The following is a 14128-nucleotide window of genomic DNA, read 5'->3' on the forward strand; positions in this document are numbered from 1 at the left end:
CCAGGTCGCCGGACTCGCTGCCGAAGCAGAGCGAGTCCACAACGCCGGTGCGGTGCAGCAGCGATACCGCACCGAAGGCAAACCACTCCGCCGGTTGCACAGCATAAGCCACCGGCAGTTCAAGCACGAGATCCGCTCCTGCGTGCAGAGCCATCTCGGTGCGAGCCCTTTTACCCACGATGGCGGGTTCTCCGCGTTGGAGAAAAGGGCCGCTCATGACCGCAACAACGGCGTCTGCGCCGCTTAGCCGCCGAGCTTCCTGCAAATGATAGACATGCCCATTGTGCAAGGGATTATATTCAACAATGACGCCTACGGCTCTCATGATTAGAAGTACTCCTTTCGATTGAATAACCGAATATGTATAACATCCATTCCATCATAGGGGATGTCATGTATTAGATCAAATCATGCACCCATTCAGACAAGAAAAAGCACAAATCTGACATCAATAGATATCAGACTGTGCTTGCAAATCTATTGCATATTACACATTTTCGATCATCGGAGAACGGCTTCTTCATCTTAATAATTCAGAACACCTAGACACTCTCCGGCGCGGGAGAAAGACTAGCTTTCGGCCCAAAAAATTCATAATGAATGTTGTCTGCTGCAACACCAAGCGCCTGAAGCTCCGTATACACTGATCGCATGAACGAAACGGGTCCGCACAGATAATAGGTGGCATCCAGTTCATCAATCACTTGGCGAAGCCAGACCGCATCCATATAACCTTCCTTATGAAAATACTCATTTTCACGATCAGAAACAGCAGGTTGAGTATAACAATAATAAGCTTTAACACCCTGATTACGTTCGGCCAGACTGTTCACATTATCACGGAACGCGTGAGATTGACCATTTGGACTTGCATGCAAAAATGTAATTTTGCGATTTTCGTTCAAGGTAACCAGCGTATTTAACATACTGATCATGGGTGTTAGACCGACACCGCCACTCAGGAGAACAACAGGACGTTTATCGTCTGTATTCAGCGTGAAGTCGCCGGCAGGAGCGGATAGTTCCACTTGACTGCCTTCTTCAATGTGATCGTGAAGATATGTGGATATGACTCCATCAGGACGTTCTAATCCACCCAGTTCCCGTTTAACGGAAATGCGGTAGTAGGGTTTACCCGGGCTATCTGAAAGGCTATACTGACGAATCTGGGTAAATGACTGTGCCTCTGGTTTGATTTTGATACTGATGTATTGTCCCGGTTCATAACCTGCAATGGGTTGACCATCGTCTGGAACGAGGTAAAAGGACGTGATGACTTCACTTTCCTGCACTTTCTTGGCGACCTTGAAGGTACGAAATCCTTCCCAGCCACCTGTCTGGTTTTCCGCTTGCGCATACATGTCCTGTTCAATTCCGATAAAGGCGCCTGCAATGACATTATAGGCCTCACCCCATGCGGTCATAATTTCATCCGTTGCCGCGTCTCCAAGGACATCTTTGATCGCTTGTAGCAGATAGGTACCGACAATCGCATATTGCTCCGGAACGATACCTAGGCTGCGATGTTTATGTGCAACTTGTCGAACGGCAGGCAGGATGGAAGGCAGATTATCGATATGCAGGGCAGCGGTGTATACCATATTGGCAAGGGCTGCTTGCTGCCGTCCCTGCTTCTGATTTGCATGATTAAAAATATTTAGCAGTTCCGGATGTGCTGTAAACATCGTTTCATAGAAATGGCGTGTAATCGCTTCGCCGTGGACTTCAAGAACGGGGACTGTAGATTTAATGACTTTAATGGTGTGCTCGCTTAACATACATTTTCCCTCCCGAGTGGATATGAAATGATTGGATAATAAACGGTTGTAGAGCTTATCGTGCTTCGTTTTATAGCAAGTATAGGTAGAGGGCAAGAGGGTCTGTGTGATATAGATCACACTAAACGTTAACGAAATGTGACCTGTGTTTGCAATGAACTGTAACTGAAATGACGACTTGTAGTTTATCTTGAAGTGAGTCTATAATAGATCAGATGGAGTAAACGGCTGTGTGGTCCATGTTTTGAAAAAGGGTGTAAAGTTAAAAGTGTTGACAAACGTCTTGAAAAATCGGTATAATGATTTTTGTTTGTTAAGTCAATTTCATAATACTTTTAACGATGAAACGTCAGAATACATACAGTCAGGATTTATTGCTTTACAAAAGCAGGCTTGACCTGTATAACTGTCGTGATACGTTTGACATGAATTATGAAATTGGTTTCGTTTGGAGTGATGGAAATGTTAATGCCATTTCGCAAAGTGGCTACCAGTGATGGTCCCCTGAAGTTTAATGAACAATGGGATATCAAGGAACTGGTTTCTAACCGACAAGATATCACAGCCGTTACCCCCCTGACTGCGGATTTATCTGCAGAATTCAGAGAAGGTGACGTTGTGGATGTTCATGGCAAGCTGACAATAGGAGTGGACATGTTGTGCTCCCGTTGTCTTAAGCCGATCAATGAACATTTTCATATTGATTTTCATGAGCAATTCAAGCAGGGAAAACAGCCAGAGGAATTACACGAAGACGACGATACGCTCTATGTGGATGGGGATAGCGTTGATCTGAAAGGTTATGCCGAGGAAGCTTTTCTGCTGGATCTTCCGTTTATACCGCTATGCAGCGATACATGCAAAGGGTTATGCCCTAAGTGTGGCCATGAGCTGAACGAAGGTGACTGCGGTTGTGATAACCAGGTTATCGATCCGCGGCTTGCAGGGCTCAAGGATTTTTTTAAATGAGCATGATTGAAAATCGAACGTAACAACTACCTGCAAAGGTTGATTTTGATAAGGAGGTGGGAATAATGGCAGTACCTCAACGGAGAACGTCCAAGACGCGTCGCGACAAACGTCGCACTCACTTTAAATTGGCTGTACCGGGCATGGTGAAATGTGAACAATGTGGCGAACTTAAACTTAGTCACCACGTGTGCAAAGTGTGCGGAACGTACAAAGCAAGAGAGATCATCTCTCAATAATAGTTGGACATTAAGTAGCACTTCATTTCGATGAGGTGCTACTTTTTTTGGATTAGAGAGTGTAGGCAGAGTGAGTTGACAAGCGTGAAATCCATGCTCTGTATGGGTGGATTGTTTTTGTTAGGCCAGTCTTTCTTTTTGACACGGGATGAGATATACTATAGTTTAGTACCAGGTTCTAAGATTTGACGTTACATATAGATGAACCATAATTCGTTTGAGAACGACCCTGGAGACCAGGGATGCAACTATAGAAGTAACACGAAAGAATGGTTGAACTGGCCGGATGGGACGGTTCCGTAAACGATACAGCGGGGGGTGTCAGGCATCGAACGTGTACCGAAGAGACAGAGGCAACAGCAGTTAACCAAAATGATAGAAGAGAACCCATTTGTGACGGATCAGGAACTTACGCGGCAATTGAAGGTGAGTATTCAGACGATTCGTCTTGACAGACTGGAACTTGGAATACCCGAACTTCGGGAGCGGATGAAACTGATGGCAGAGCGCTCGTATGATCAGGTACGCTCGTTGCCCCTGCATGAGATTATCGGTGATATTGTGGATTTACAGCTGGACAAGAGCGGAATTTCCCTGTTTGAGATTAAGGAAGAACATGTGTTTTCAAGAACAGGGATTGCACGTGGGCACTATGTCTTTGCACAGGCCAACTCCTTGGCTGTAGCCATTATTAATGACGAGATCGCATTGACTGCATCAGCAGACATTCGCTTTGTCCGTTCGGTTCATTTGGGTGAGAAATGTATTGCGAAGGCTTATGTGAGATCGATTCCAGGTCAAAAGGGCAAAGCCAAAGTGGAAGTATTCACTTATGTAGGTGAAGAAATGGTGTTTCAAGGCAACTTTGTAATCTACCATTCAGGTGGAGAAGACAGCGGAGAAGGAGGTCATTTGGAATGAAAATCGTCATTGATGCAATGGGAGGCGACAATGCACCTGCATCAACGGTAGAAGGTGCGATTGCCGCAGCTACGGAATGGGCGGACACACAGATCGTCCTGATCGGCGATGAAGCCAAGCTGGAGCCTCTTTTGAGTCAGTCAGGTGTTAGACCTGCCAATCTTACGGTCCGGCATGCTTCCGAAGTTATTGGTTCGGATGATGAACCCGTAAAAGCAGTGCGTCGCAAGAAGGATGCCTCCATGGTGGTCGCAGGCCGCATGCTGAAAGAGGGCGAAGCGGACGCAATGATCTCAGCGGGCAATACCGGAGCGCTGATGACAGCGGGATTGCTTGTTGTAGGTCGGATGGAAGGCATTGAACGTCCGGCGCTTGCGCCCATGATTCCAACGATTGATGATGTAGGTGTGCTTGCGCTGGATCTGGGAGCGAACATGGATGCCAAACCGGAGCACCTTGCGCAATATGGTCTAATGGGCAGTTTGTACCGGCAAAAAGTACAGGGCATAGAGTCCCCACGAGTGGGATTACTCAATGTAGGAACAGAGCCAGGCAAGGGAAATGAGTTAACCAAACATGCATATCCTTTACTGGAACAACTCCCCATTCGTTTTGTCGGTAATGTGGAGGCACGTGATGTGTTGACTGGTGCTTGTGATGTGCTTGTATGTGACGGTTTTGCAGGTAATATACTGCTGAAGTCGCTGGAAGGCACAGCAGGTGCCATTTTCGCCTTGCTTAAGGAACAATTCTCATCTTCCCTCAAAAGTAAACTGGCTGCGGCTGTGCTGATGCCTGAGCTGCGCGGGTTGAAACGGAAGCTTGATTATACGGAGCATGGCGGTGCGCCGCTCCTTGGTTTGAGTAGACTGGTTGTGAAAAGTCATGGATCTGCTGATGGCAATGCCATCAAAAATGCTGTACGCCAAGCTCGGATTGCAGTACAGAATCAGCTGGTAGAGAGCATATCTAAGGAAATTAGCGGGAAGTGAGTGACGACATGAATAATTTGCGCCCAGTAGGGGTTATTGGTACAGGGAAATATGTACCTGAGAAAATTTTGACAAATAGCGATCTGGAGAAAATGGTCGATACCAATGACGAGTGGATCGTCAGTCGTACCGGAATCAAAGAGCGTCACATCGCTGCACCCGATCAGGCAACTTCTGATCTGGCTTACGAAGCGGCTATTAAAGCCCTTGAATCTGCTGGCATGACAGGCAGTGATCTTGATCTGATTATTGTGGCAACCATTACTCCGGATTCTTCGTTCCCGTCGACAGCCTGCATCTTGCAGGACAGATTGGGTGCAAAAGGTGCGGCGGCATTCGATCTGTCGGCAGCTTGTTCCGGATTTGTATACGGTTTGGCAAGTGCTACGAGCTTCATCCAAAGCGGTATGTACAACAATGCACTTGTTATTGGTGCTGACTGTTTGTCTCGTATTACGGATTATACAGACCGTAACACATGTGTCCTCTTTGGAGATGGAGCAGGCGCAGTAGTCGTTGGTGAAGTTCCGGAAGGTCGCGGATTCAAAGCGTTCGATCTCGGTGCCGAAGGTGCTGGCGGTAGTCTTCTTCAGATGGAAGGTGGCGGTTCCCGTCTGCCTGCTTCCGCAGAGACTGTAGAAAACAAAAAGCATTACATCTACATGAACGGTCGTGAAGTGTTCAAGTTTGCGGTACGTGTCATGGGCACGGCTACAATCGAGGTATTACGCAAGGCTGGTATGGAGCGTACGGATGTGGATCTGTTTGTTCCTCACCAAGCGAATATTCGAATTATCCAATCTGCGATGCAACGACTTGAACTTCCTGAAGAGAAGGTTGTAGTCAACGTCGATAAGTATGCAAACACATCGGCTGCTTCGATTCCACTTGCTCTGGTAGAAGCGGCAGAGGAAGGTCGCATGAAAGCCGGAGATACCGTTCTGATGGTTGGATTCGGTGGCGGTTTGACATGGGGAGCATCGGTACTCGTTTGGTAAACTATACATCTGGGAGATGAATGAGATGGGTAAAATAGCATTTGTATTTCCCGGACAGGGATCACAGGCTGTAGGCATGGCCAAGGACGCGTATGAGTCCGTGCCTGCGGCAACCGAGATTTTTCGCACAGCAGATGAAACGTTGGGTTTCTCGCTGAGCAATCTTGTATTTGAAGGACCGGAGACCGAGTTGAAACAGACATCAAATACACAACCGGCTCTGTTGACAGCAAGTATTGCCTTGCTTGAAGCTTTCAAAGAAAAAGGAATTCAGCCTGACTATACGGCTGGACACAGTCTGGGAGAATACAGTGCACTGGTGGCAGCAGGCGTTCTATCGTTTGCTGATGCAGTGAGCATTGTACGGGCGCGTGGTCAGTATATGGAACAGGCAGTACCGGGTGGACAAGGAGCGATGGCTGCTGTGTTGGGTGCGGATCGGGAAGCGCTGGGGGTGCTTTGCCGTGACGTATCTGAGAGTGGTCATGCGGTTGAACTTGCGAACATTAATTGTACAGGACAAATCGTCGTTTCCGGTGTGAAGGAAGGCGTAGCTGCTGTGGCGGAACGAGTGAAAGAAGCAGGCGGCAAACGCGCCATTCTGCTTGAAGTAAGCGGCCCGTTCCACTCTTCATTGATGAAGGGTGCAGCTGAGAAACTGGAAGAGAAACTGAAAACTGTTACGTTCTCACCGGCAGCGGTCCCTGTAGTCGCTAATGTGACTGCAAGACCTGCAGAGGATGGACAGGTTCAAGATTTGTTGACAGCTCAGGTCTATTCTCCTGTATTATGGGAAGACAGTGTGACATGGCTTATTGAGCAAGGCGTGGATACGTTCATCGAGATTGGATCTGGCAGTGTATTGACCGGTTTGATTAAAAAAACAGATAAAACCGTTAAACTGTACAATGTGAACAGTCTTGAAACGCTCGAAGCAACGGCAAGTGCGTTGAAGTGATTAGCATGGATTAGATTTGGGGAAAGGAGGAATGATTATGTCTAAACCATTAGAAGGAAAAAATGCACTCGTTACCGGGGCATCCCGGGGCATTGGACGCAGTATTGCATTGGCACTTGCAGAAGCTGGAGCGAACGTAGCCGTGAATTATGCGGGTAGCCAAGCGGCAGCTGAGGAAGTGGCAGAAGCAATTCGTGCCAAAGGAGTCAAGGCGATTACACTTCAAGCCAATGTTGGCCTGATGGATGAAGCTGAACAAATGGTCAAAGCTACACTTGAAGCATGGGGCAACGTTGACATTCTGGTGAATAATGCCGGTATTACCCGTGATAATCTGATCATGCGTATGAAAGAGGAAGAATTCGATCAGGTTATTGAAACCAATCTCAAAGGAGTGTTTAACTGTCTTAAGGCAGTTACACGTCCAATGATGAAACAACGGTCGGGAAGAATTATCAATATCTCCTCGGTTGTAGGTGTGCTCGGGAACGCTGGACAAGCCAACTATGTTGCTGCGAAGGCTGGAGTTATCGGCCTGACGAAGGCATCTGCTCGTGAACTGGCTTCCCGTGGAATCACAGTCAACTGTGTTGCACCAGGTTTCATTGAGACGGATATGACAAAAGAGTTGTCCCAAGAGCTGGTAGACGGTATGCTGAGTGGTATTCCGTTGTCCCGTTTGGGTCAGCCGGATGAAATTGCCGGTGTAGTCACGTTCCTGGCTTCACAGGCTTCATCTTATATGACAGGGCAGACGCTGCATGTCGATGGTGGCATGTACATGTAATTCTTCCCGGACTTGAACAATAGTCGGGGAACAGGCGCTGGACGATCCGAAATGCCGGAAAAAGGCCGGGTTCCCCGGCCGGGAGCCGCATATGTCTTCTATGGCATTTTGCCTGCGATTCTCGTATAATACCAAAGAAGGAGGTGAACCGGATGTCCGATGTATTGGAGCGTGTAAAACGCATCGTCGTCGACCGCTTGGGCGCAGACGAAGCTGAAGTTACACTTGAAGCATCTTTCAAAGAAGATTTGGGTGCTGATTCTTTGGATGTAGTGGAATTGGTCATGGAATTGGAAGATGAATTTGATTTGGAAATCTCTGATGAAGATGCAGAAAAAATCACGACCGTAGGTGAAGTTGTAAACTACATACAATCTCATACCTAAAGTCATTTTAGTCCCGCACATGTTTTCGAACAGGCGGGACTTCTCATCATTCATTGGTTTTTCTCATTCCGCAAGCAGCTCTACTCAATCAGGTCTTTCGATCTTGGTTGTATAGATGCCTGTTTGCGGTTATTCCCACAAAATACTTGCGTAATGCAGTCGATATAGAGGTGACTCGGTTTGAAACAAAGAGTAGTAATTACCGGAATGGGCGTAATGACATCGCTCGGGAAAGATTTGGAAACGTTCTGGGGCAGTTTAATGGCAGGAAAGTCCGGAATCTCTCAGATTGAGGCGTTTGATGTTAGTGAATACACGACACAGATTGCAGCTGAGATCAAAGATTTCAACCCGGAAGAATATATGGATCGCAAGGATGCTCGCAAAATGGATCGTTTCGTACAGTTCGCTGTGGCAGCAGGTTTCAAAGCTGTTGAAGACAGTGGTCTGAAAATCAACGAGAATATTGATGCAGAGCGTTTCGGTGTATCCATCGGATCAGGTATTGGTGGATTGGGTACGTGGGAGGACCAACATAATGCATTATTGCAAAAAGGTCCAAAACGGGTAAGTCCATTCTTCATTCCTATGATGATCTCCAACATGGCTTCAGGCCAAATGTCCATTTCTCTTGGCGCTAAAGGTCCTAACATTAACGTGGTTACCGCTTGTGCAACAGGTACACACTCCATCGGAGATTCCTTCAAGCTGATTGCCAATGGTGATGCAGATGCCATGATCTGTGGTGGTGCGGAAGCAACGATCAGACCAACGGGTCTTGCAGGATTTTGTGCGATGCGTGCAATGTCTACACGTAATGATGATCCTGCGAAATCCAGTCGTCCATTTGATACAGAACGTGATGGTTTTGTTATGGGTGAAGGCGCTGGCGTACTGATTCTGGAATCCCTGGAACATGCTCAAAAACGCGGTGCACGCATCTATGGTGAAGTGATCGGTTACGGTCTGACAGGTGATGCACATCACATGACAGAACCAGATCCGGATGGAGCAGCACGTTGCATGAAGATGGCACTTCGTAATGCAGGTATTGACCCTGAAGAAGTGGACTACATTAATGCACACGGAACTTCGACTCCTGTAGGCGACAGATCCGAAACACTTGCGATCAAAAAGGCGTTTGGTGATCATGCGTACAAGCTCGCAGTGAGTTCCACGAAATCCATGACGGGCCATATGCTTGGCGCTGCTGGTGGTGTAGAAGCGGTCATCTGCGGATTGTCACTGACACATCAGACACTGGCTCCGACGATTAACCTGGAAAATCAGGACCCGGAATGTGATCTGGATTATGTTCCAAATGTTCCACGTCAAACTAAAGTTAATATTGCCATGTCCAATTCATTTGGATTCGGCGGTCACAATGCCACCATTATTCTCAAAAAATTTGAAGCATAAGGGGCTAGTTCGTTTGAGTGAAGATCTGAAGCAGTTACAACATAAACTTCAAATCAAATTTGACAACAGGCAGCTTTTAAAACAAGCGTTTACCCATGCTTCTTATGTAAACGAACACCGATTCAGTCAGCATCAGGACAATGAGCGTCTGGAGTTTCTGGGCGATGCCGTGCTGGAACTGACTGTATCGGAATACTTGTATCATTTGTATCCTAACCGTCCGGAAGGCGAATTAACTAAGCTGCGGGCATCCATTGTCTGTGAGCCTTCCCTCGTCAAATTTGCTGAAGCGTTGGGTTTTGGTCAGTATGTACTTCTTGGTAAAGGTGAGGAACTAACTGGAGGGCGGACACGGCCGGCTCTGCTGGCGGATGTGTTTGAATCTTTCATTGGTGCATTGTATCTGGATCAGGGGCTTGCGCCTGTCCGGACATTTCTAGACCAGCATGTCTTCCCATTAATCGTATTGGGTAGCAAGCTGCAAATGAGTGATTACAAAACGGAACTGCAGGAACTGACTCAGCATCACAATATGGGAGCTTTGGAATACCGTATCGTTGAGGAACGGGGACCTGCCCATGAACGTGAGTTTGTCTCGGAGGTCCATATGGGTCAAGAACGGCTTGGCAGAGGTACAGGGCGTTCCAAAAAGGAAGCGGAACAACAGGCTGCATCTGCAGCACTTGATCGACTGAAGCTTCCGGAAGCCGGAGCTTAACCGATAGCGCATAGACAAACGAAGAGCAAAGAGCAGCCCGCGGGTCCGCCCCGGCGGAAGTAATTGGCCGGACTGCTTTTTGCTCTTTTTTTTGTAAAGAGGTTCAGGAGAAGGTTACCTGATCGTTAACCCAATAAGTTGAACTTTATTTTACACAAAACGAAGAGTGCAGAACCAATCCGAAGAAGCAACGCGTGCGCATTTATCAACGGATTTTTCCCTTGGGTAAGGGATGAAGAAAATCTGGGGATAAGGGTGATCGGAGGATGGTACTGCAATCGAAGTAGTCATGTGTAATAGCAATGGTTCATTTTATTTAGGCGCTTGAATGCAATACTTGAAATTTGCAAGAGGAGGTGACGAGAAACCCTATGTTTTTAAAACGGATTGAATTGGGTGGATTCAAGTCATTCGCCGACAAAACGGAGATGGAATTCGTTCGTGGCATTACGGCTGTTGTAGGTCCGAACGGAAGTGGCAAGAGTAATATATCAGACGGAATCCGGTGGGTTCTGGGGGAACAAAGTGCCAAGTCGCTCCGTGGTGGCAAGATGGAAGATATCATTTTTGCAGGCAGTGACGCACGGAAGGCCGTTAATTTCGGTGAAGTGTCGCTAACGCTTGATAATGAGGATCACGCACTTGCATTGGATTTCGGTGAAGTGACGGTGACTCGTCGTGTACATCGCAGCGGAGATAGTGAATATTTTATTAACAAGCAATCTTGTCGCTTGAAGGATATTACGGAGTTGTTTATGGATACTGGCATTGGTAAGGAAGCCTATTCAATTATTGGACAGGGACGAATTGAAGAGATTCTAAGTACCCGTTCAGAGGATCGCAGGGGCATCTTTGAAGAAGCTTCAGGTATCGTTAAATATAAATCCCGCAAGCGGGATGCTGCGCGCAAGCTGGATGAGACAGAACAGAATTTACTGCGTATTCATGATCTGGTGACCGAACTGGAAGATCAGATTGGACCGCTAAAGGAACAATCGGAGAAAGCCGTTCATTATAAAGAACTTCGTTCTGAGCTCAAATCACAGGAAATTTCCATGTATGTGTACCAGATTGAACAGATTCATGCATCTTGGAGTAAGGCCAACGAAAGGCTGCAATCGCTAAAACAGGAAGAAGTTGGACTGGCGGCGATTGTCTCTACGCATGATGCCAAGCTGGAAAAAGATCGGAATGTCTTGCGTATCCTGGAAACAGAGACAGAGCAACTGCAATCCGCCTTATTACAATTCAGTGAAGCGACGGAGAAAAGTGAAGGGCTTGGAGAACTGCTCAAGGAGCGCTCGCACCATCTGCAAACAAATCAGGAACAACTCAAAGTAACGCTTGCAGCTAGTGAAGAGAGACATCGCGAACGTGAAACCGAGCTGATTGCACTGCGTGAGAAGTTTGGCAAACTTGAGCATGAACTGAGTGAAGTTAGAAATCAGTTGTCCCAGGAAGAAGCCAAACTCATCGGTGTCACAGGCGGTATTAGTCAGCAGCAAGAGGAAAGCCTCAAAGGCAACTTGCTGGAACTGATGAATCAGATGGCTCAGACACGCAATGAAATTCGTTATGTGGACCAGCAGAAAGAAACGCTGGAGCGCAGAATGAATCGCGCGGCTGAGGAATCAGGCAAATGGGAAGAACAGAAAGAGACACTGGAAAGTCGCAAAGCGGACATTGAGAAAAAAGTTGTTCGTTTGGGCAAAGAAATCAGTGATTTACGTGGTGGTTATATTACGGAAAGTGAACGACTCCAGTCGCTGCAGAAGCTGCTCGAAGAAAGTCGGGGCACGGTCCGTAAATGGGAACAGAAGCGCGAAGCTCAAGTCTCCCGCCGCGATACGATGAAAGAGATGCAGGATGATTTTGACGGATTCATGCTGGGTGTCAAGGAGGTCCTCAAAGCTTCACGTAAAGGTACGCTGAGTGGTGTTCATGGAGCTGTCGCTGAACTTGTTAAAGTTCCCGAGAAGATCGAACTTGCGGTAGAGACAGCGATGGGAGCATCTTTGCAACATGTGGTCATGGAAAATGAATCAGTATCCAGACAGGCGATTGCTTTCCTGAAGCAACGTCAATTGGGACGTGCAACGTTCCTGCCTCTGGATGTTATTCGTCCTCGTGCCATTGGAGCGGCTGAACGTTCCATGATCGAAGGTATGGAAGGTTTTGTGGGGATCGGTGCTGATCTCGTACAATTCGAATCCAAGTATGCTGCGATCATTGGCAGTCTGTTAGGTAATGTTATTATTGCGGAAACGCTGGAGGTCGCCAATAAAATCGCGGCTCGCTGCCAGTATCGGTTCCGGGTTGTGACACTCGAAGGTGACGTAGTCAACGCGGGTGGTTCCATGACAGGTGGTAGCCAGCACAAAAAAAATGTGAGTCTGCTTAGCCGGAAACGGCAGCTTGACCAGCTTGACCAAGATATTTTGGATACCGAAAATCAGATCGTGAAGCTGCATCGCAGTGTGGATGATGTAAAAGTTCAACTGGAGCAGTGTCAGGACAAGCTGGATGAGCTTCGTCAGTCCGGTGACGATACCCGAAATGCGGAACAACAGGCTTCGATGGAAATGAAGCAGGTAGAGCATGAGCTTCGTCACGTACTTGAACAAGTTGCCGTGGCCGGGCAGGAGAAGAGTGGGTTTACCGAAGAGATCAAAGAGCTGGATGCGGCTCGCATCGTGGCTGAGAAGAAGCTGGAGCAGCTTGAAGAGGAAGAAAAAGCGACTCATCGCGCCATTCATGCAGCTGAGTTTGCTCGTAAAGCCAATGAATCCGCGAAGGAAGAATTGCAGAGCCAACTCACCGAATTGAAAGTACGCGAAGGCAAGCTCGATCAGGAGCGATTCTCCAATGGGGAACAATTGCGACGTCTGGAGCGGGAAGTGGAGTCGCTAGTCAAAGATCTTCGTCAGAATCGCACCTTACTAGCTTCGATGGAAGCAGATCTCAAGAAAACACAGACCGAGAGTATCAAGCAGATTGAAGATCTGAATCAGTACAAGCTGAAAAAAGCGGAAGCTTCTCAAGAGCTGGACTTCAAACGTGCTGCCCGAAGTGAGTTGTCGAAAAAGCTTGAGCTTGCCGAGAGCGAAACGAAGGAACAGCGCACGCAGTTGAAAGCTGTGGAAGAGCAGATGCGACAGACGGAAATTTCCGTAAATCGGTTGGATGTTGAGCTGGAAAATATATTGCGAAAGCTGACGGATGAATACGAACTGGGCTATGAACTGGCCAAAGAGCGTTATCCTGTGCCGGAAGATGTAGAGCATACTCAGGCAGAGGTACAGAAGCTCAAGCGCAGTATATCCGCCCTGGGTGATGTTAACCTGGGAGCGATTGAGGAGTTCCAGAGAGTCAATGAGCGATACGAGTTCCTGAGTGAGCAGAAGAATGACTTGGTGGAAGCCAAAACAACGTTGTATCAGGTGATCCGGGAAATGGAAGACGAGATGGCGAAGCGATTCAAGATCACGTTTGATGCGATCCGCCGTGAGTTCGGCACCGTGTTTACGAAGCTGTTTGGCGGGGGACGTGCTGATCTTGTTCTGATGGACCCGGAGCGTTTGCTTGAAACGGGAATAGATATCGTGGCTCAGCCACCCGGCAAGAAACTGCAAAACCTGCAACTGTTATCCGGTGGAGAGCGGGCTTTGACCGCGATGGCATTGTTATTTGCTATTCTGCATGTCAAACCAGTACCATTCTGCGTGCTGGATGAAGTAGAGGCGGCGCTAGACGAAGCTAATGTGGTACGTTTTGCCCAGTATTTGCGTGAATTCTCCGAACAGACACAGTTCATCGTTGTTACCCATCGTAAAGGTACGATGGAAGAGGCTGATGTGCTGTACGGTGTTACAATGGAAGAGGGCGGAGTATCCAAACTCGTTTCGGTTAAACTGGAAGATGAGGAAGCGGTAATTGCCTGATCTGACCCAAACCTGCGAGACC

Annotated in this window: 13 protein-coding genes; 11 read left to right on the forward strand and 2 right to left on the reverse strand. The window is 47.6% G+C overall.

What is annotated here, in order from left to right:
* Both MHH93_RS28120 and hmpA read right to left on the reverse strand, forming a co-directional pair.
* The coding region (locus MHH93_RS28120; RefSeq protein WP_500056775.1) for a nucleotidyltransferase family protein at positions 1–325 on the reverse strand (325 nt) is incomplete at its 3' end.
* A 217-nt stretch (positions 326–542) separates the two neighbouring features.
* Entirely contained in the window at positions 543–1778 is a 1236-nt protein-coding gene (gene hmpA, locus MHH93_RS28125) for an NO-inducible flavohemoprotein (protein ID WP_500056776.1), read from the reverse strand.
* A gap of 462 nt (positions 1779–2240) precedes the next feature.
* On the opposite strand from hmpA, the gene MHH93_RS28130 reads away from it, so the two are divergent.
* From MHH93_RS28130 to smc, 11 genes are all read left to right on the forward strand, one after another.
* Entirely contained in the window at positions 2241–2747 is a 507-nt protein-coding gene (locus tag MHH93_RS28130) for a YceD family protein (RefSeq protein ID WP_091031953.1), read from the forward strand.
* 65 nt (positions 2748–2812) lie between these two features.
* A complete protein-coding gene (gene rpmF / locus MHH93_RS28135; protein ID WP_017689233.1) occupies positions 2813–2986 on the forward strand; it encodes a 50S ribosomal protein L32 in 174 nt (57 codons plus the stop codon).
* A gap of 372 nt (positions 2987–3358) precedes the next feature.
* Positions 3359–3907 carry a transcription factor FapR gene (fapR, locus tag MHH93_RS28140; protein ID WP_062833760.1) on the forward strand — a complete coding sequence of 183 codons (549 nt, stop codon included), beginning with the start codon at positions 3359–3361 and terminating at the stop codon, positions 3905–3907.
* Positions 3904–4899, forward strand: a complete 996-nt coding sequence (plsX, locus tag MHH93_RS28145) for a phosphate acyltransferase PlsX (RefSeq protein ID WP_017689231.1) — start codon at positions 3904–3906, stop codon at positions 4897–4899. The genes fapR and plsX overlap by 4 nt, the downstream gene beginning before the upstream one ends.
* An 8-nt stretch (positions 4900–4907) precedes the next feature.
* The gene (locus tag MHH93_RS28150; protein ID WP_421888473.1) at positions 4908–5897 is read left to right on the forward strand and encodes a beta-ketoacyl-ACP synthase III; all 990 of its coding nucleotides are present in this window, start codon (positions 4908–4910) and stop codon (positions 5895–5897) included.
* A gap of 25 nt (positions 5898–5922) precedes the next feature.
* Entirely contained in the window at positions 5923–6855 is a 933-nt protein-coding gene (fabD, locus tag MHH93_RS28155) for an ACP S-malonyltransferase (protein ID WP_500056780.1), read from the forward strand.
* A 37-nt stretch (positions 6856–6892) separates the two neighbouring features.
* Positions 6893–7642 carry a 3-oxoacyl-[acyl-carrier-protein] reductase gene (gene fabG, locus MHH93_RS28160; protein ID WP_017689228.1) on the forward strand — a complete coding sequence of 250 codons (750 nt, stop codon included), beginning with the start codon at positions 6893–6895 and terminating at the stop codon, positions 7640–7642.
* A gap of 152 nt (positions 7643–7794) precedes the next feature.
* On the forward strand, positions 7795–8028 hold the full coding sequence (acpP, locus tag MHH93_RS28165; RefSeq protein WP_024630176.1) for an acyl carrier protein: 234 nt from the start codon (positions 7795–7797) through the stop codon (positions 8026–8028).
* A gap of 180 nt (positions 8029–8208) precedes the next feature.
* Positions 8209–9447 (forward strand): beta-ketoacyl-ACP synthase II, encoded by a 1239-nt coding sequence (fabF, locus tag MHH93_RS28170; protein WP_500056783.1) that lies wholly within the window; start codon positions 8209–8211, stop codon positions 9445–9447.
* A 13-nt stretch (positions 9448–9460) separates the two neighbouring features.
* Entirely contained in the window at positions 9461–10165 is a 705-nt protein-coding gene (gene rnc, locus MHH93_RS28175) for a ribonuclease III (RefSeq protein WP_036670338.1), read from the forward strand.
* 371 nt (positions 10166–10536) lie between these two features.
* Positions 10537–14106 (forward strand): chromosome segregation protein SMC, encoded by a 3570-nt coding sequence (gene smc, locus MHH93_RS28180; RefSeq protein ID WP_500056785.1) that lies wholly within the window; start codon positions 10537–10539, stop codon positions 14104–14106.
* Positions 14107–14128 lie beyond the last annotated feature (22 nt).

It is taken from the genome of Priestia sp. FSL H7-0729, assembly GCF_038005685.1.
Lineage (GTDB): Bacteria > Bacillota > Bacilli > Paenibacillales > Paenibacillaceae > Paenibacillus.

Bases quoted from the DNA above. Each gene is read 5' to 3' on its own strand.
- hmpA (WP_500056776.1), bottom strand. From the start codon at position 1,778: ATGTTAAGCGAGCACACCATTAAAGTCATTAAATCTACAGTCCCCGTT.
- MHH93_RS28130 (WP_091031953.1), top strand. From the start codon at position 2,241: ATGTTAATGCCATTTCGCAAAGTGGCTACCAGTGATGGTCCCCTGAAG.
- rpmF (WP_017689233.1), top strand. From the start codon at position 2,813: ATGGCAGTACCTCAACGGAGAACGTCCAAGACGCGTCGCGACAAACGT.
- fapR (WP_062833760.1), top strand. From the start codon at position 3,359: ATGATAGAAGAGAACCCATTTGTGACGGATCAGGAACTTACGCGGCAA.
- plsX (WP_017689231.1), top strand. From the start codon at position 3,904: ATGAAAATCGTCATTGATGCAATGGGAGGCGACAATGCACCTGCATCA.
- MHH93_RS28150 (WP_421888473.1), top strand. From the start codon at position 4,908: ATGAATAATTTGCGCCCAGTAGGGGTTATTGGTACAGGGAAATATGTA.
- fabD (WP_500056780.1), top strand. From the start codon at position 5,923: ATGGGTAAAATAGCATTTGTATTTCCCGGACAGGGATCACAGGCTGTA.
- fabG (WP_017689228.1), top strand. From the start codon at position 6,893: ATGTCTAAACCATTAGAAGGAAAAAATGCACTCGTTACCGGGGCATCC.
- acpP (WP_024630176.1), top strand. From the start codon at position 7,795: ATGTCCGATGTATTGGAGCGTGTAAAACGCATCGTCGTCGACCGCTTG.
- smc (WP_500056785.1), top strand. From the start codon at position 10,537: ATGTTTTTAAAACGGATTGAATTGGGTGGATTCAAGTCATTCGCCGAC.